At 58.7% G+C, this 17,697-nt stretch carries 13 protein-coding genes and 1 pseudogene; 12 read left to right on the top strand and 2 right to left on the bottom strand.

The features are described from left to right. Positions 1 to 2 precede the first annotated feature (2 nt). The 11 genes from ACM6IR_RS10135 to ACM6IR_RS10185 all read left to right on the top strand — a co-directional run bounded on the left by ACM6IR_RS10135 (position 3) and on the right by ACM6IR_RS10185 (position 16,021). The gene (locus ACM6IR_RS10135; RefSeq protein WP_414907591.1) at positions 3 to 1,439 is read left to right on the top strand and encodes a sigma-54-dependent transcriptional regulator; all 1,437 of its coding nucleotides are present in this window, start codon (positions 3 to 5) and stop codon (positions 1,437 to 1,439) included. A gap of 866 nt (positions 1,440 to 2,305) precedes the next feature. Further along, positions 2,306 to 3,706, top strand: coding sequence for a polynucleotide adenylyltransferase PcnB (locus ACM6IR_RS10140; protein ID WP_414907592.1), 1,401 nt, complete (start codon positions 2,306 to 2,308; stop codon positions 3,704 to 3,706). A 3-nt stretch (positions 3,707 to 3,709) separates the two neighbouring features. Continuing rightward, the gene (folK, locus tag ACM6IR_RS10145; protein ID WP_414907593.1) at positions 3,710 to 4,195 is read left to right on the top strand and encodes a 2-amino-4-hydroxy-6-hydroxymethyldihydropteridine diphosphokinase; all 486 of its coding nucleotides are present in this window, start codon (positions 3,710 to 3,712) and stop codon (positions 4,193 to 4,195) included. 368 nt (positions 4,196 to 4,563) lie between these two features. Then, a complete protein-coding gene (panB, locus tag ACM6IR_RS10150; RefSeq protein ID WP_414907594.1) occupies positions 4,564 to 5,364 on the top strand; it encodes a 3-methyl-2-oxobutanoate hydroxymethyltransferase in 801 nt (266 codons plus the stop codon). Beyond that, entirely contained in the window at positions 5,361 to 6,221 is an 861-nt protein-coding gene (gene panC, locus ACM6IR_RS10155) for a pantoate--beta-alanine ligase (RefSeq protein ID WP_414907595.1), read from the top strand. The genes panB and panC overlap by 4 nt, the downstream gene beginning before the upstream one ends. 162 nt (positions 6,222 to 6,383) lie before the next feature. Then, positions 6,384 to 6,764, top strand: a complete 381-nt coding sequence (gene panD, locus ACM6IR_RS10160) for an aspartate 1-decarboxylase (protein ID WP_253432033.1) — start codon at positions 6,384 to 6,386, stop codon at positions 6,762 to 6,764. 220 nt (positions 6,765 to 6,984) lie between these two features. Continuing rightward, positions 6,985 to 8,649, top strand: a complete 1,665-nt coding sequence (pgi, locus tag ACM6IR_RS10165) for a glucose-6-phosphate isomerase (protein ID WP_414907596.1) — start codon at positions 6,985 to 6,987, stop codon at positions 8,647 to 8,649. A 191-nt stretch (positions 8,650 to 8,840) separates the two neighbouring features. Next, on the top strand, positions 8,841 to 10,778 hold the full coding sequence (acs, locus tag ACM6IR_RS10170) for an acetate--CoA ligase (RefSeq protein WP_414907597.1): 1,938 nt from the start codon (positions 8,841 to 8,843) through the stop codon (positions 10,776 to 10,778). 118 nt (positions 10,779 to 10,896) lie between these two features. After that, positions 10,897 to 11,769 (top strand): oxygenase MpaB family protein, encoded by an 873-nt coding sequence (locus tag ACM6IR_RS10175; RefSeq protein ID WP_414907598.1) that lies wholly within the window; start codon positions 10,897 to 10,899, stop codon positions 11,767 to 11,769. Positions 11,770 to 11,959: 190 nt separating this feature from the next. Further along, complete coding sequence (locus tag ACM6IR_RS10180) at positions 11,960 to 12,976, top strand: class I SAM-dependent rRNA methyltransferase (protein WP_414907599.1); 1,017 nt, start codon at positions 11,960 to 11,962, stop codon at positions 12,974 to 12,976. Between the two features lie 93 nt (positions 12,977 to 13,069). Next, entirely contained in the window at positions 13,070 to 16,021 is a 2,952-nt protein-coding gene (locus tag ACM6IR_RS10185) for a DUF748 domain-containing protein (RefSeq protein ID WP_414907600.1), read from the top strand. A gap of 244 nt (positions 16,022 to 16,265) precedes the next feature. Here the strand turns inward: ACM6IR_RS10185 and ACM6IR_RS10190 are convergent, their stop codons facing one another. Together ACM6IR_RS10190 and ACM6IR_RS10195 are read right to left on the bottom strand one after the other, a co-directional pair. Continuing rightward, a complete protein-coding gene (locus ACM6IR_RS10190) occupies positions 16,266 to 16,619 on the bottom strand; it encodes a BON domain-containing protein (protein WP_414907601.1) in 354 nt (117 codons plus the stop codon). 297 nt (positions 16,620 to 16,916) lie between these two features. Beyond that, positions 16,917 to 17,336: a pilin gene (locus ACM6IR_RS10195; protein WP_414907602.1), complete on the bottom strand. Its 420-nt coding sequence runs from the start codon at positions 17,334 to 17,336 to the stop codon at positions 16,917 to 16,919. Positions 17,337 to 17,543: 207 nt separating this feature from the next. Here ACM6IR_RS10195 and ACM6IR_RS10200 point away from each other — a divergent pair. Beyond that, positions 17,544 to 17,696: pseudogene (locus ACM6IR_RS10200) on the top strand (hypothetical protein); the annotation flags it as partial. Position 17,697: the final 1 nt, after the last annotated feature.

Genomic DNA, 17,697 nt, shown 5'->3' on the forward strand with positions numbered 1-17,697 from the left:
CAATGCCGCACATTTTGATCGTCGAAGACGAAACAATTATCCGCTCCGCCTTGCGCCGCCTGCTGGAACGTAACCAGTACCAGGTCAGCGAAGCCGGTTCAGTGCAGGAAGCACAAGAACGCTTCACTATTCCCACGTTCGACCTGATCGTCAGCGACCTGCGCCTGCCTGGCGCACCGGGTACCGAGCTGATCAAGCTCGGCCAGGGCACGCCGGTGCTGATCATGACCAGCTACGCCAGCCTGCGTTCTGCCGTCGACTCCATGAAGATGGGCGCGGTGGATTACATCGCCAAGCCTTTCGATCACGACGAAATGCTCCAGGCCGTCGCGCGAATCCTTCGTGACCGGCAATCGGTGCCAGCCAGTGGTGAACCCCTCACTGGCAAAGCGGCCAATGGCGCGGCGAAACCGGGTGTCGATAACAGCAACGGCGAAATCGGCATCATCGGCTCCTGCCCTCCGATGCAGGACCTGTACAGCAAGATCCGCAAAGTCGCACCGACCGATTCCAATGTCCTGATCCAGGGCGAATCCGGCACCGGTAAAGAGCTGGTGGCGCGCGCCCTGCACAACCTGTCCAAACGCGCCAAGGCGCCGATGATTTCGGTGAACTGCGCGGCCATTCCGGAAAGCCTGATCGAGTCCGAACTGTTCGGCCACGAAAAGGGCGCGTTCACGGGCGCCAGCGCCGGGCGTGCCGGGCTGGTGGAAGCTGCGGACGGCGGCACCTTGTTCCTCGACGAAATCGGCGAACTGCCACTGGAAGCTCAGGCTCGCCTGCTGCGCGTATTGCAGGAAGGTGAAATTCGCCGGGTCGGCTCGGTCCAGTCGCAGAAAGTCGATGTGCGCCTGATTGCGGCCACTCACCGGGACCTCAAGAGCCTGGCGAAGATCGGTCAGTTCCGTGAAGACCTTTATTACCGTCTCCACGTTATCGCCCTGAAACTGCCGGCCCTGCGCGAGCGTGGTGCTGACGTCAACGAAATTGCCAATGCCTTCCTGGCGCGACAAAGCGCGCGGGTGAACCGCACCGACCTGAAATTTGCCCCGGATGCCGAGCAGGCGATTCGTCATTACACCTGGCCGGGGAACGTTCGTGAGCTGGAGAACGCCGTCGAGCGCGCCGTCATCCTGTGCGAGAGCCCGGAGATTTCCGCCGAGCTGCTGGGTATCGACATCGAACTGAGCGATCTGGAAGACGACGACTTCATTGGCCTGGCGCCACAACAGGGCACCAGTGCCGGTAACACCAGCCATGAACCGACCGAAGACCTGTCGCTGGAAGACTACTTCCAGCACTTCGTACTCGAACATCAGGACCACATGACCGAAACCGAGCTCGCACGCAAACTCGGGGTCAGTCGCAAATGCCTGTGGGAACGCCGTCAACGCCTGGGCATACCACGGCGCAAGACCGGGGTGGCCAGCGAGAGCTGAACCTTGCCTGTCTGACCCATGGGTAACACGTGACATTGTGAAAAAACTGTTACCTCAGCTTTTTCACGTAACAGAAGCCGGGGCTTACGGTAACGAAGCCCCGGCTTTTTTTGGTCCTCAGTAAGGCCACCTGACGACCTAACCCCTTGTTTTATTGGGGTTTGCAAAAGTTGGCACGCACCCTGCTATATGTTTAGTACAAGAACAATAACAAGCAATGTACAAGACAATAAAAATAAGACGTATCGACTCACGCACAATAAAAACAAGACGGCGAGAGGCGCAGCTAACTGATTCTTTTGGAGAGGCGTTGTATTTGGGGCTTGCCCCACGACCAGGCCGAGAACAACAAAAAACTGTCTCAAGACAGAGCCTGAACTGGTTGGATCGAAAGATCACTGCAGCACAGCGACCAAAGCAATCCGTTTGCTCTTGGCTCCCGATTGGGAGGGTCATGAAGGATAAGCTTCATGACGTGGGCACTTAACAAAAACAAAAAGCCCGAAATCAATAATAAAAATAGAGCATGCAACTACTTCTTGGGGAGCTTCGGCTCCCCTTGTGGTTCCTGGCGTTTACGCAACCGTAGCAGCTGTCGAGCTTGCGAGGCTGCGTTCGGCTGCGAAGCAGTCGTAGAATCAGAAATTGCGGTGTGTGGGCAGAATGCGGGCGTCCATATAACGACTGCTGCGCAGCCGAACGCAGCCTCGCAAGCTCGACAGCTGCTACACAGATCGCGCGTACCAGCCCCCCCTTCAAGCGGTTTCGCAGCTTCCTACACCATCCCCCGACTAAATGCTAGAATCCCGGCCCATCATGCGGTCATTCTTGGTTATGGCCGAACATTCCTTCAAACAGTGCATCCCATGCTGAAGAAGCTGTTCCAGTCATTCCGTTCTCCCAAGCGTCATACGCAACACATTCGCAGTACGCCTGAAGTGCTCAACAGCGGCCAACATTCGCTGCAAAAGGCACAATTCAGCCGTTATGCGGTGAACATCGTCGAACGCCTGCAGAGCGCCGGCTACCAGGCCTACCTGGTCGGCGGTTGCGTGCGCGACATGCTGTTGGGCATCACGCCAAAAGATTTCGACGTCGCCACCAGCGCCACACCTGAGCAGGTTCGGGCCGAATTCCGCAACGCGCGGATCATCGGTCGCCGCTTCAAGTTGGTGCACATCCACTTTGGCCGCGAAATCATTGAAGTCGCGACCTTTCGCGCCAATCATCCGCAAAACGATGAAGAGGAAGACAGCAACCAGTCTTCTCGCAACGAGAGCGGGCGCATCCTGCGTGATAACGTCTACGGCACGCTGGAAGAAGACGCGCAACGTCGCGACTTCACCATCAACGCCCTGTATTACGACCCGGTCAGCGAGCGTATTCTCGACTACGCCAACGGCGTACACGACATCCGCAATCACCTGATCCGGTTGATCGGCGATCCGAAGCAACGTTACCAGGAAGACCCGGTACGGATGCTGCGGGCGGTGCGTTTTGCCGCCAAGCTGAATTTCGGTATCGAAAAGCACAGCGCCCTGCCGATCCGCGAACTGGCACCGATGCTGCGCGAAATCCCATCGGCACGCCTGTTCGAGGAAGTGCTCAAGCTGTTCCTCTCCGGCCATGCCGCAGACACTTTCGAGATGCTGGTCGACCTGCAATTGTTCGATCCGCTGTTCCCGGCCAGTGCCGAGGCGCTGGAATACAACCCGACGTACACCCACACGCTGATCAGTGAAGCCCTGATCAATACTGACTTGCGGATCAAGCAGAACAAACCGGTGACCCCGGCGTTCCTGTTCGCGGCCCTGCTCTGGCCTGCCTTGCCGGCTCGCGTGCTGCGTCTGCAGGAACGCGGCATGCCGCCGATTCCGGCAATGCAGGAAGCGGCGCACGAACTGATTGCCGAACAATGCCAGCGCATTGCGATCCCAAAACGCTTCACCATGCCGATCCGCGAGATCTGGGACATGCAGGAGCGTCTGCCACGCCGCAGCGGCAAGCGTGCCGACCTGTTGCTGGACAACCCACGGTTCCGTGCCGGCTACGACTTCCTGCTGCTGCGCGAAAGCGCGGGCGAGCAGACTGATGGCCTGGGCGAATGGTGGACGGATTACCAGGATTCCAACGACAGCGAGCGCCGCGACATGATCCGCGACCTCAGCGGCAAGGAAGACGGGACTGGCGCGCCACGCAAACGTCGTCGCAGTGGTGGCGCCAAGCGCAAACGCGCAGCCGGCGCACCGAGTGCCACGGGCGAATAATCCATGGAACGCATCTACATCGGCATGGGCAGCAATCTGGCTGACCCCGCCGAACAATTGCGCAGCGCCGTCGGGGCGCTGGCCCGCTTGCCGCAGAGCGAACTGGTCGGGGTTTCCGCGTTTTATCAAAGCGACTCGCTGCTGCCTGGCCAACCGCGCTATACCAACGCGATCGCCGCGCTCGACAGCACGCTAGCTCCGCTGGAGCTGCTTGATGCATTGCAAGCCATCGAGAACGAACAGGGCCGCGAACGCCTTCAACGCTGGGGGCCACGCACGCTTGATCTCGATATTGTGTTGTTCGGTGACCGGCTGATCGACGAGCCCCGCCTCAAGGTTCCTCACTACCACCTGCAGGAACGCGCATTCGTGCTGTATCCGCTGGCCGAACTGGCACCTGCGGAGTTGCGGCTGGCTGATGGTCGCAGCCTGAAGGAATTACTCGCAGCCTGCCCGTTCGTCGGCCTGGAACGCCTGCCCCCGGCTTAACGCAAATACCCTGTGGGAGCGAGCTTGCTCGCGATAGCGATAGTGCAGTCACCATCATCGTTGGATGGCAGACCGCCATCGCGAGCAAGCTCGCTCCCACACGGGGTTTTGTGCCGAACACAAGATCCGCCTCTGCTGAAACGCATCAGTTACCCCGGTAACACCCCATGCGTAACAATGCGGTAACACACGCAATTGACTTCCAGAGGTCTCCTCACGACTATAGGCGTCCCGCTGCCGCCAACACGGCGTTGAAGGGCGCAATCCAGGCCTTAAAAGCGCGACAACAGACCGTGCGCCTGTATTTAACGAAGAATCACGCGCGTTACTCGCAGTAGTTTTCATAGCGCCTGAATGAGGAACTTTTCATGCCAGCCATCACCCTGACCACCCTGCAAGGTATCAAGCAAAAAGGTGAAAAAATCACCATGCTGACCTGCTATGACGCAACCTTCGCCCATGCCTGCAACGAGGCTGGTGTCGAGGTGCTGCTGGTGGGCGACTCTCTCGGCATGGTTTTGCAAGGTCACGACAGCACCCTGCCGGTCACGACCGCTGAGATGGCTTACCACGTGGCAGCCGTCAAACGCGGCAACACTGACGCCTTGATCCTCGCCGACCTGCCGTTCATGGCCTATGCCACCCCCGAACAAGCCATGACCAACAGTGCCCTGTTGATGCAGGCCGGTGCGCATATGGTCAAGGTTGAAGGTGCACTTTGGCTGGCGGATTCGATCCGCCTGCTGGCCGAGCGTGGTATTCCGGTGTGCGCGCACATGGGTCTGACGCCGCAATCGGTGAACATCCTCGGTGGCTATAAAGTCCAGGGCCGCAACGAAAACCAGGCGCGGCAAATGCGTGCCGACGCAATCTCCCTGGAACAGGCCGGCGCTGCGATGCTGTTGCTCGAGTGCGTGCCCAGCGAACTGGCCGAAGAAATCACCCAAGCGGTAAAAATCCCGGTGATTGGAATTGGCGCCGGCAACGCTACTGACGGCCAGGTATTGGTCTTGCACGACATGCTCGGCCTGTCCATAACCGGCCGTGTACCAAAATTCGTAAAAAACTTCATGACGGGCCAAGCAAGCATTCAAGCGGCTTTGAACGCTTACGTCACTGAAGTCAAAGCAGCGACTTTCCCAGGCATCGAACACGGATTTTCTGCATGAATACCGTAAAAACCGTACGCGAACTGCGGGCCGCCGTGGCCCGTGCCCGCAGCGAAGGCAAGCGCATCGGCTTTGTGCCGACCATGGGCAACCTGCACAGCGGCCACGTCGCGCTGATTACCAAAGCCACCCAACGGGTGGATTTCGTGGTCGCGAGCATTTTCGTCAACCCGCTGCAGTTTGGCGTCGGCGAAGACCTCGACAAGTACCCGCGAACCCTCGCTGCCGACCAGGAGAAACTGCTCAACGCCGGTTGCCACTTGCTGTTTGCACCATCCGTCGAAGAAATGTACCCCGACGGCATGGCCGGCCAGACGCGCGTCAGCGTGCCGCAACTGTCCGAAGGCCTGTGCGGCGCCAGCCGTCCGGGGCACTTCGAAGGTGTGGCAACGGTAGTCAGCAAGCTGTTCAACATGGTCCAGCCGGACCTGGCGATCTTCGGCCAGAAAGACTATCAGCAGCTGGCCGTGATCCGCGCGCTGGTGCATGACCTCAACATGCCCATCCAGATCATCGGCGAACCGACTGTGCGTGCGCCCGATGGCCTCGCGCTATCGTCGCGCAATGGCTTCCTCAGCGAAGAGCAGCGTGCTGTTGCGCCGGCTGTGTATCGGTCTCTCACCCAGATGGCCGATGCCATCAAGCAGGGTGAGCGCGATTATCCGGCGTTGATCGGCGCGCAAATCAAGCAGCTTGAAACGGCTGGCTTGCGTCCGGATTACCTGGAAATCCGTCATGCCCTGACATTGCGTCCGGCGACGGCGGAGGATCGGGACCTGGTCATTCTGGTGGCGGCGTTCCTGGGCACCACGCGGTTGATCGACAACCTGCACCTGAATCTCGACACCCCGAGCTAAACATTACAAGACCTTGTGGGAGCGAGACCGGCTTGCCGGCGAAAGCGGTGGATCAGTCGGCATCAATGCTGAATACACACCCCATCGCCGGCAAGCCGGTCTCGCTCACACATTCGACCTGCTTCAGTTTCCACAACTCGATTCGACCTGGGGAAAATACTCATGCACGCCATCATGCTCAAGGCCAAGCTGCATCGCGCCGAAGTCACCCACGCTGTACTTGATTACGAAGGTTCTTGTGCCATCGACGGCGACTGGCTGGACCTGTCCGGCATCCGTGAATACGAACAGATCCAGATCTATAACGTCGACAACGGCGAACGCTTCACCACCTATGCCATTCGTGGCGAAGCAGGCTCGCGGATGATTTCGGTCAACGGTGCAGCCGCGCACAAGGCCAAGGTCGGCGACCGTGTGATCATCTGCGCTTACGCTCACTACAGCGAAGCCGAGCTGCTCAACTTCAAGCCTCGCATGCTCTACATGGCGCCGGGTAACGAGTTGAGCCACACCAGCAATGCCATCCCGGTGCAGGTCGCCTGATCTGCCCCCCTACACCGTTTGTCGGACCGTTCCCGGCTTTATGTATAAAAAAGTACCGGGGACGGGTCAGACAAAGCCAAGACAGATTGCAGCGCGAGGTTTACTGTATTCGCCCTGTGTCATTAAATCGTGTCGACGCAGTTAACCGGACGCCCACCCGCAGCGCTCCGGGATTTTTCGTGTTCAAAAGGCCGTTCAAGTAAAAAGGAAACCCGCAGCGATGGCGTACTACCGCACCCCTCACGATGTGACCGCTCTGCCCGCCTGGCAAGCGTTGAATGACCACCGCCAAGCCATGCAGGATTTCAGCATGCGTGAAGCGTTCAATGCCGATCCGCAGCGCTTTACCCAATTCACCCTCAGCAGTTGCGGCTTGTTCCTCGATTATTCGAAAAACCTGATCAACGCCGAGACCCGCAATCTGCTGGTGGGCCTGGCCAATGAAGTCGACCTCGGGGGCGCAATCAAATCGCTGTTCGAAGGCGAAATCGTCAATTCGTCGGAAGGACGCCCGGCCCTGCACACCGCCCTGCGCCGCCCTGTCGGCGACAAGCTGTCGGTCAATGGCGTCAACGTGATGCCGGAAGTACACAAAGTACTGAACCAGATCACCGACCTTGTAGGCCGAATCCACGATGGCCTGTGGCGTGGTTACAGCGAGAAGCCGATCACTGACGTGGTGAACATCGGCATCGGGGGTTCGTTCCTCGGCCCCGAACTGGTCTCCGAAGCGCTGCTGTCCTATGCCCAGAAAGGCGTGCGCTGCCATTACCTGGCGAACATCGACGGCAGTGAGTTCCACGAACTGACCATGAAGCTGCGCGCCGAGACCACGCTGTTCATCGTCTCGTCGAAATCTTTCAATACCCTCGAAACCCTGAAGAATGCCCAGGCCGCTCGTGCTTGGTACCTGGCTCAGGGCGGTTCCGAGGCCGAGCTGTATCGCCACTTCATCGCGGTGTCGAGCAACAATGCTGCGGCCGTGGCCTTTGGTATCCGCGAAGAAAACATCTTCCCGATGTGGGACTGGGTTGGCGGGCGTTACTCGCTGTGGTCGGCCATCGGTCTGCCAATCGCCCTGGCCATCGGCATGTCGAACTTCAAGGAACTGCTGTCCGGTGCCTACACCATGGACCAGCATTTCCAGAGCGCGCCGTTCGAACAGAACATGCCGGTGCTGCTGGCCTTGCTCGGCGTCTGGTACGGCAACTTCTGGGGCGCACAGAGCCACGCGATCCTGCCGTACGACCACTACCTGCGCAATATCACCAAGCACTTGCAACAGCTGGACATGGAATCCAATGGCAAAAGCGTGCGTCAGGACGGCACGCAGGTTTCCACTGATACCGGCCCTGTGATCTGGGGCGGCGTGGGTTGCAACGGTCAGCACGCGTATCACCAATTGCTGCACCAGGGCACCCAACTGATCCCGGCCGACTTTATTGTGCCGATTGTCAGCTTCAACCCGGTGTCCGACCACCACCAGTGGCTGTACGCCAACTGTCTGTCCCAAAGCCAGGCGCTGATGCTCGGCAAGACCCGCGCCGAGGCCGAAGCCGAGCTGCGCGACAAGGGCATGAGCGAAGAAGACGTACAGAAACTTGCGCCGCACAAGGTGATCCCGGGCAACCGTCCGAGCAACACTCTGGTGGTCGAGCGCATCAGCCCGCGTCGTCTCGGTGCACTGGTGGCGATGTATGAACATAAAGTCTTCGTGCAAAGCGTGATCTGGGGCATCAACGCCTTCGACCAGTGGGGCGTGGAGCTGGGTAAAGAGCTGGGCAAAGGCGTCTACAACCGCCTGGTCGGCAGCGAAGAAACCCCGGCGGACGATGCATCCACCCAGGGCCTGATCAACTACTTCCGCGGCCGTCACCGCGGTTAAGTCACTCCAGACCCGATCCCTGTGGGAGCGAGCTTGCTCGCGATGGCGGTTTGTCATTCAACATTGCTGTTGACTGATACGACGCTATCGCGAGCAAGCTCGCTCCCACATTGGTTCTATGTACACCTTGAACTCAATATTCACAGGGCGCATCTTTATCCTTGTCGCAAAACCAAGCATAAGGAACCGTCATGTTCGATATCAGCACGTTCCCCAAAGCCGATGCCGTCCGCCGGGCTGCACACTTGAGTCAAGACGACTATCAGCGCCTGTACCGTCAATCCATCGAGCATCCCAGCACTTTCTGGGCCGAGCAGGCTACCCGCTTCCTCGACTGGAGCACGCCGTGGACTACCGTCCAGCGCTATAACCTGAAAACCGGTGAAGCGAGCTGGTTCGCCGGCGGAAAATTGAACGTCAGTTACAACTGCATTGACCGTCACCTGGAACAACGCGGCGATCAAGTCGCCATCATCTGGGAAAGTGACAACCCGATCGAATCCGCCCAAATCACTTACAAAAAACTCCATCGCAATGTCTGTCGCCTGGCCAACGTGCTCAAAAGTCGTGGCGTGAAGAAAGGTGACCGGGTGTGCATCTACATGCCGATGATCCCCGAAGCCGCTTACGCCATGCTCGCCTGCACACGCATCGGTGCCGTGCATTCGGTAGTGTTTGGCGGTTTTTCCCCGGATTCTCTGCGCGACCGGATCCTCGACGCCGACTGCCGCACCGTGATCACCGCCGATGAGGGCGTGCGCGGCGGAAGATTCGTGTCGCTCAAACACAACGTCGACAAGGCGCTGCAAAGTTGCCCGGGCGTCAGCACCGTGATCGTGGTCGAGCGCACCCAAGGCGAGGTTAACTGGGTCGAAGGCCGGGACCTCTGGTATCACCAGGCGCTGCGCGACGTCAGCGACGATTGCCCGCCTGAGCCGATGGACGCCGAAGATCCGCTGTTCATCCTTTATACCTCTGGCAGCACCGGCAAACCCAAAGGCGTGCTGCACACCACGGGCGGCTACTTGCTGCAAGCGGCGATGACCTTCAAATACGTGCTCGACTACCGCGACGGCGAAGTGTTCTGGTGCACCGCCGACGTCGGCTGGGTCACCGGCCACAGTTACATCGTCTACGGCCCGCTGGCCAATGGTGGGACCACACTGATTTTCGAAGGCGTGCCGAGCTACCCGACCAGTTCGCGCTTCTGGCAAGTGATCGACAAGCACCACGTCAACATTTTCTACACAGCCCCCACCGCTCTGCGCGCCCTGATGCGTGAGGGCGCCGAACCGTTGAAGGAAACCTCCCGCGAGAGCCTCAGGTTGCTCGGCAGTGTCGGTGAGCCCATCAACCCTGAAGCGTGGGATTGGTACTTCAACGTGGTTGGGGAACAGCGTTGCCCCATCGTCGACACTTGGTGGCAGACCGAAACCGGCGGCATCATGCTCAGCCCTTTAGTCAGCGCCACAAGGATCAAACCTGGCTGCGCCACCCAGCCGATGTTCGGTGTGCAACCGGTGCTCCTCGACGAGGTGGGTAAGGAAATCAAGGGCGCCGGTAGTGGCGTGCTGGCGATCAAATCCAGCTGGCCAGCACAGATCCGCAGTGTCTACGGCGATCCGCAACGGATGATCGACACCTACTTCAAGCCTTACCCTGGCTATTATTTCACCGGTGATGGTGCGCGGCGCGACGAGGATGGGGATTACTGGATCACCGGGCGCATCGATGACGTGATCAACGTCTCCGGGCATCGTATCGGTACCGCCGAAGTGGAAAGCGCCCTGGTGCTCCACGACAGCATCGCCGAGGCCGCAGTGGTCGGTTACCCTCATGACATAAAAGGCCAGGGTATCTACGCCTTCGTCACCCCCATGAACGGCATCGAGACCAACGACGATTTGAAGAAAGAATTGCTGGCACACGTCAGCAAGGAAATCGGCAGGTTCGCCAAGCCGGACCTGATCCAGTGGGCACCGGCCTTGCCGAAAACCCGTTCAGGCAAGATCATGCGGCGGATTCTGCGCAAGATCGCCTGCAATGAACTGGATAGCTTGGGCGATACCTCGACCCTGGCTGATCCGAGCGTGGTTCAGGGGCTGATCGATAAACGCCTGAACCAATGACGCACTGCCTTCTGTAGGAGCGAGCGCGCGCGATGAACTCAGGCGCGCCGCGTATATTCAGGCAACATGCGTTATCGTTAACGTCCATCGCGAGCGAGCTCGCTCCTACAGAGTTGCCATGGAATTCATCCGCACCCGCATCGAAACCCAGATCATGAGCCTGACCGGCCTGTCCCTGGGCAAGCTTGACCTGGAAAACCCCAAGGGCGATCCCGGCCTGTTCGGGCCAGATTCGGTGAGCTGGCAAGTCCACGGCGACTTCAGCAGCATGCTTATCGGCGGCATCAGTGCCCTGATGCTGCAAGCGTTGCACCCACTGGCCCTGGCCGGTGTCTGGGACCATTCGAATTTTCGCGAGGACATGCTCGGCCGGTTGCGCCGCACCGGGCAGTTCATCTCTGGCACAACATTCGGCTCGCGCAAAGATGCCGACTGGCTGATCGAGAGAGTCCGCACCATCCACCTGCAAGTGACCGGCACGGCGCCTGATGGCCGGTCCTATGCCGCCAGCGATCCCGAGCTGTTGACCTGGGTGCACGTCGCTGAAGTCAGTAACTTCCTCGCCGCACACCTGCGTTACCGGAATCCGCAGCTGTCGCCGGCCGATCAGGACCGTTACTACGCTGAAATCGCGCTGGTCGCCGAACGTCTCGGGGCTCGCGAAGTGCCTCGCTCACGCCAGGAAATATCCGACTACCTTGAGCGTATTCGCCCACAGTTGCTCTGCGACGAACGCAGTCGGGAAGTGTTGCGCCTGCTGTTGAACGCACCGTCCCCCAGTCGTCTGGCCAAGCCATTTGGCGGGTTGATGATGCAGGCCGGAATCGACCTGCTGCCGGACTGGGCCAGCGACATGTTCGGCATCAGCCAGAGCCCGCTGCAACGCAAGCTGATCCGCGCCAGCGTCAACCGTAGCGCGCCGATGCTGCGCTGGGCCGTGCGTAACGGCTCGGTGCATCGGGCGAAGCGGCGGATGGGCTTGCTGACCTGAATCATTCCTGTAGGAGCGAGCGGTGCGACGATTCGACTTGCCCGCGAAGAAGGTCGCGCGGTCTGGCTGATACTCCGCGTTATCGTTCTTCGCGGGCAAGTCGAATCGTCGCACCGCTCGCTCCTACAGGTTCTTCACCGCTCAAGCTGTTAAACTCTCGCGCCAAATTACCTCCTGCAAGGCGCCCAGCATGTCTTCCTTGAATCAGGCGCTGCGCGCCGCCCTCGAACATCGCCAGGACCTGCTTGCCGAACTGCATCAGCAAGGCACCGATTGCTATCGCCTGTTTCATGGCAGCCAGGAAGGCGCCGGCGGCCTGACCATCGACCGCTACGGCCCGCAATTGCTGGTACAAAGTTTTCACCAGTCCCTGGAGCGTGATGAGCTGCTGCAATTGCACGAGGCGATAAATCAGCATCTGAGCCTCGACACCCTGCTGGTGTACAACGACCGTTCCCGGGGCAACTCACGCATCGACCGCGAAGACACCGTCTACCGCGCTGACGAAGCCGCGCTGCAAGACTTGATCGGTCACGAGTGGGGCCTGAATTACCGGGTTCGCGGTCGTCACCCTGGCCAGGACCCGCTGCTGTTCCTCGACTTGCGCAATACCCGCGGCTGGGTCAAGGATCACAGCCAGAACAAAAGCGTGCTGAACCTGTTTGCCTACACCTGCGGCGTCGGCCTCAGTGCAGCGGCGGGTGGCGCGCGCGAGGTCTGCAATCTGGACTTCGCCGAGGGCAATCTGGCGGTCGGTCGCGAAAACGGCCTGCTCAACCCGCAGCTGCCGGCCATGCAGTTCATCCAGTCCGATTACTTCCCGGCGATCCGCCAGTTGGCCGGCCTGCCCATCAGTCAGCGCCGCGGACAGAAACTGCCGAGCTATCAACGTCTGGACCAACGTCAGTACGACCTGGTGCTGCTGGATCCTCCGGCCTGGGCCAAGAGCGCGTTCGGCACTGTCGACTTGCTGCGCGACTACCAGAGCTTACTGAAACCGGCACTGCTGACCACCGCCGACAATGGCGTGCTGATCTGCTGCAACAACCTGGCAAAAGTCAGCATGGACGACTGGCGCGAGCAGGTTTTGCGTTGTGCCGAGAAAGCCGGGCGGCCGGTGCGTGAATGGACCGTGATGAAACCAGGTGCCGACTTCCCGTCCATGGATCAGCAGCCGCCGCTGAAAACCCTGATCCTGCAACTCTGAAAAACAACCACAAAATCAGATAAATCCGATAAAGCAGGATCACTTCGGAACCGGATTCGCGTGCCATACTCCAACGCACTCCGATTTAGACAGATGAAGCCGCACATGCCCAAAGGATTGATTCGCGCTATAGGCGCCTTGTTGACTGCTCTGGCCCTCTACAGCCTGTTGGGATTTCTGATTTTGCCGGGCATCGCTTTGCGGGTTGTCAACCAACAACTGGCCAACTACGCCACGGTGCCCGCCCACATCCAGCGGATCGAACTCAACCCGTTCAGCCTTGAAGTGACGCTGTGGGGCCTGATCATCGGCGAACCGGGCAAGGAGCAGGTCGGCTTCGAACGCCTGTATGCCAACCTGCAAATCGACAGCCTCTGGACCAAGGCCCTGCACCTGTCCGATATCGAACTGGACAAATCCAAGACCGAAGTCCTCTTTGACAAAGAAGGCAAACTCAACCTGCTTGGTTTGTTCAAACTACCCGCCAGCGAGCCGACCCCGGCCGACCCGAACGCCAAACCGTTCCCGCTGCGCGTGGAGCGGATCAATCTGGCGGGCGGCTCAGTGCATTTCAAGGATGAACGCCCCAGCGAACCCATTGAGTTCCTCTACGACAAACTCGATTTTGAACTGAAGAATCTCAGCACCCTGCCCGACGACAGCGCCAACATGACGCTGGTGGCCAACGGCCCGGGAGGAGGACAGCTCGACTGGAGCGGCAATTTCAGCCTGATCCCGATCGCCTCCGAAGGTAAGGTGAAGATCAGCAATGGCAAAATGAAATCCTTTTGGCCCTACGTGCGCGATGCTTTGCCATTAGAGCTCGAAGACGGCGTCCTCAGCCTCAGCACCGACTACAAGATGAGTCTGGACAAGCAAACCGAACTGCTGCTGAGTAACGTCGCCGTGACCGTTGCGCCCTTCGCGATCAAGGCGCCGGACGGTCGACCTCTGGTAAAACTCGAACGACTGGAAGTCAGCGACACCACGGTGGACCTGGCCAGGCAGCAAGTAGTGGTCGGTAAAATCCGCAGCAACAAACTGGAAACCTGGGCAGCCCTCGAAGCCGACGGGCAACTCGACTGGCAAAAACTGTTCGCCAGCCAACCGTCCAAGTCGGCCACCAAGGCCAAAGCCGAACCGGCCAAAACCCCGGCGGCGGCGGACTCACCGAAAGAGCCCGCCGCACCGAGCAAGCCCTGGCAAGTGCTGCTCAAAGACGTGCAGCTGCGCAATTACCAAGTGCACCTGGCTGACCGCAAGGCACAACCGGCAGTCGCACTGGAAGTGGGCCCGTTGAACCTGGACCTGCAAAATTTCGACAGCCTCAATGGCTCCCCTTTTAACCTCAAGCTCGATACCGGCCTGGGCAAGCAAGGCAAGATCACGGCAGACGGCGTAGTCAATCTCGCCCCGGTCAGCGCCCAGTTAAAAGTGCAGACCAAGGACATCGACCTGCGAGTTGCCCAGTCCTACATCACCCCTTTCATTCGCCTCGAATTGCGTAGCGGCATGCTTGGCAGTGATCTGGCGGTCGATCTGAAAAGCACCGAGCCGCTGGCATTCAGCGTCACCGGCCGCGCCCAGATCGATCAACTGCATACCCTGGACACCCTCAAAACCCGTGACTTCCTCAAGTGGCAGCAGTTGGTGCTTGAAGGCCTGAACTATCAGCACGGCGACAGCCTGTCGATCGACAAGGTCAACTTGTTCCAGCCGTACGCACGCGTCATGATCAACGATGACCGCACCACCAACATCGATGACTTGCTGATCCCGCAAGCCCCAGACTCCGGCGCCAAGACTGACGCCGCCAAACCGGACGCCAGCAAGGGCAAGCCTCTGGGTATTCATATCGGTGGCATTGCCATCAATGACGGTTCGGCCAATTTCGCCGACTTCAGCCTGACCCCGAACTTCGCCACCGCCATCCAGCAGCTCAATGGCCAGATCGGCACCATCGACAGCCGTCAGGCCAAACCGGCCAGTGTCGATATCAAGGGCAAAGTCGACCGTTATGCGCCGGTGACCATCAAAGGCGCCGTCAACCCGTTCGACCCATTGGCCAGCCTCGACATCGCCACCAGTTTCAAACGCGTTGAACTGACCACCTTGACCCCCTATTCCGGCAAGTTCGCCGGCTACCGCATTCGCAAGGGCCGACTCAATCTCGACGTGCATTACCTGATCACCAAGGGCCAGCTCAAGGCCGAAAACAAAGTGGTGATCGAGCAGCTGCAACTGGGGGAAAAAGTCGACAGTCCGGACGCCGTGAGCCTGCCGCTGAAACTGGCGGTCGCGCTGCTCAAGGACGCCGACGGCAAAATCTCCATCGAGTTGCCAGTGACCGGTGACCTGAACAACCCGCAGTTCAGAGTCATGCCTATCATCTGGCAGACCCTGCGCAACCTGATCGTGAAGGCCGTCTCGGCGCCCTTCAAAATGATTGGCGGGCTGGTCAGTGGCGGTGGTTCGGAAGATTTGGGCAGCGTGTCGTTCGCCCCAGGCTCAAGCGATCTGAGCAAGGAAGCTGAAGGCGCACTGAACAAACTGTCCAGTGCGCTCAAGGAACGGCCAGCCTTGCGCCTGGAAATTGAAGGTACTGCTGCCGCCAGCAGCGACGGTCCATTGATTGCCGAGCAACGGCTTGAGCGCGAATACCAGTACAACTACTACAAAATGCTCCAGCATCGTGGCGACAAGGTGCCCGCGCAGGCGTCCCTGCTGGAAGTGCCGGAAAGCGAGAAAGGCCCGCTCCTGGAAGGCATCTACCGCACGCGCCTGGAGACTCAGCCGCCCGCCGAATGGAAGAATCTGGGCAAGGAAGAACGCGCGGCGAAAATGCGCGCAGAAGTGATCAAGTTCTGGAGTTCCAGCGAAGTTCTATTACGCCAGCTGGGCCAGGATCGCGCCAGCAGCATCAAGGACTATCTGGTGAACAAGGGTCAGTTGGCCGATGACCGCGTGTACTTCATCGACGCCAGCCTTGGCGAAGCTGAAAGTGACGGCCGGGTCGTGACGCCGATGCATTTGGATGCCGAGTGAAGATCAGGCAATTGTCACTGGGAGGCACGCTCTCTGTAGCAGCTGGCGAAGCCTGCGTTCGGCTGCAAAGCGGCCGCGAGTTCAGGCAATGCGGTGCATCAGGAAGACCATGTGTTCCGGATTTACGACTGCTTCGTCCGAACGCGGCCCGAACCGAACGCAGGCTTCGCCAGCTGCTACAGAGATGTTTATCAGCCGACAATAGAACAGGCCCCGACACGAATGCCGGGGCCTGTCATTGGCCTTACTCGGTTTTCAGGCCGTCAGCAGAGACCGCTTTGACGCCTTTGATTTTTTTGGTGATGTTCACTGCAGTGGTTTTCTGTGCTTCGGTGATAGCGACAGTCGACGACAGCGATACTACACCTTTGTTGGTTTCGACTTTGATGTCGGTACCAGGAATGCCTTTTTCGGTGACGAGGTCACTTTTTACTTTGGTGGTAATCCAGGTGTCGGAAGTAGCTTCCGTGGCCTTGGTCATTTCACCTGCGGCCAATGTCATCGGGCCCTGGGTGGTTTGAGTCTGTGCAAATGCTACGTTGGCCATGGTCAGGGTCAACGCGGTTGCAGTAGCGGCAGCGATAGCGAACTTCTTCATACGAGTAACTCCTGTTTTTCTCTAAAGTCTGCTGCGTGTCTTGTCAGCAGGGTTAACAGGGATAGTGCGAACGCTGTGCCAACTTAGAAATAACCATTAAATTATTATAAATCAACAACTTAAAAAAACAGGTGATTTCCGTAATCATGCAAAATGCATGACTTCGCCATTCTCTACATGCAAGTTGCGGGTTTTATCGCAGGCCTAAGGCAATGAATTGTCGGGACTTTTCTGACGCTTCGCTTTGTTATAAAAAAACCGCACTAAGGTGCGGTTTTTTGACAATTCATCCAAAAATCAAACGCTCTTACAACCTTTAGGCGCGTAGTCCTGCGCAACAGTTGTAGTGCATGACCAACCCTTCTCTGGATCGCGATTCAAGGTAATTGCCAATCCCAGTACGGGGCTCGGCGCATTTTCGATCTTGCACGCGATAGAGCCGACCCCTGTAGCCGCCACTCCTGTGACGGTAAAGGTGCAATTGCTGGAAGCAGCAGCACCACCCGCGGGTGCGATGGTACCGACGGTGGGCACAGTGCCCTCATTCATCAGATCTTCATATGGCACTTTCATCGCCGATATTTCGGCCAGTCCCGCCGTTACCTTGGCCCTGGCCTGATATTTGGAATACATCGGCAACGCAAACGTCGCCAGAATCCCGATGATCGCCACCACGATCAACAGTTCGATAAGCGTAAACCCTTTCTGAGTACTCATAGACAAGCTCCATGCATGAGTCGAAATCTCATGATCTGAATGAACCGCAGCACAGCCCATGCCAAGCCCTGCCCCCCTGCTGACTGGGCGCGAGACTAACTCCGCGCCCTTTGCTACTCCCAGTATCCGCACTATCTGACACTTTTTGTCACCTCAACCCCGCAGGTTTGGCTCAGCGCCTTGACTAGGCTATAAGTCATGAACTGTCTGCATCGGGTGATCATGGCCGAAGGCAATTCATTGGAAATCGATACCCAGATGCGCGAGGACGGCTTCAAGGACCTACGTACTTCAGGCCTGCTCAAAGCGATGCAAGGCATTACCAGCCTTGAAGAAATCAACCGGGTCACCAAGGACTGAA

It is taken from the genome of Pseudomonas sp. IT-P253, from assembly GCF_949768125.1.
Taxonomy (GTDB): Bacteria; Pseudomonadota; Gammaproteobacteria; order Pseudomonadales; family Pseudomonadaceae; genus Aquipseudomonas.

Coding starts and splice junctions, on each gene's coding strand:
- pgi (WP_414907596.1), top strand. CDS start 6,985: ATGGCGTACTACCGCACCCCTCACGATGTGACCGCTCTGCCCGCCTGG.
- panC (WP_414907595.1), top strand. CDS start 5,361: ATGAATACCGTAAAAACCGTACGCGAACTGCGGGCCGCCGTGGCCCGT.
- ACM6IR_RS10190 (WP_414907601.1), bottom strand. CDS start 16,619: ATGAAGAAGTTCGCTATCGCTGCCGCTACTGCAACCGCGTTGACCCTG.
- panD (WP_253432033.1), top strand. CDS start 6,384: ATGCACGCCATCATGCTCAAGGCCAAGCTGCATCGCGCCGAAGTCACC.
- ACM6IR_RS10180 (WP_414907599.1), top strand. CDS start 11,960: ATGTCTTCCTTGAATCAGGCGCTGCGCGCCGCCCTCGAACATCGCCAG.
- ACM6IR_RS10195 (WP_414907602.1), bottom strand. CDS start 17,336: ATGAGTACTCAGAAAGGGTTTACGCTTATCGAACTGTTGATCGTGGTG.
- acs (WP_414907597.1), top strand. CDS start 8,841: ATGTTCGATATCAGCACGTTCCCCAAAGCCGATGCCGTCCGCCGGGCT.
- ACM6IR_RS10140 (WP_414907592.1), top strand. CDS start 2,306: ATGCTGAAGAAGCTGTTCCAGTCATTCCGTTCTCCCAAGCGTCATACG.
- folK (WP_414907593.1), top strand. CDS start 3,710: ATGGAACGCATCTACATCGGCATGGGCAGCAATCTGGCTGACCCCGCC.
- panB (WP_414907594.1), top strand. CDS start 4,564: ATGCCAGCCATCACCCTGACCACCCTGCAAGGTATCAAGCAAAAAGGT.
- ACM6IR_RS10175 (WP_414907598.1), top strand. CDS start 10,897: ATGGAATTCATCCGCACCCGCATCGAAACCCAGATCATGAGCCTGACC.
- ACM6IR_RS10185 (WP_414907600.1), top strand. CDS start 13,070: ATGAAGCCGCACATGCCCAAAGGATTGATTCGCGCTATAGGCGCCTTG.
- ACM6IR_RS10135 (WP_414907591.1), top strand. CDS start 3: ATGCCGCACATTTTGATCGTCGAAGACGAAACAATTATCCGCTCCGCC.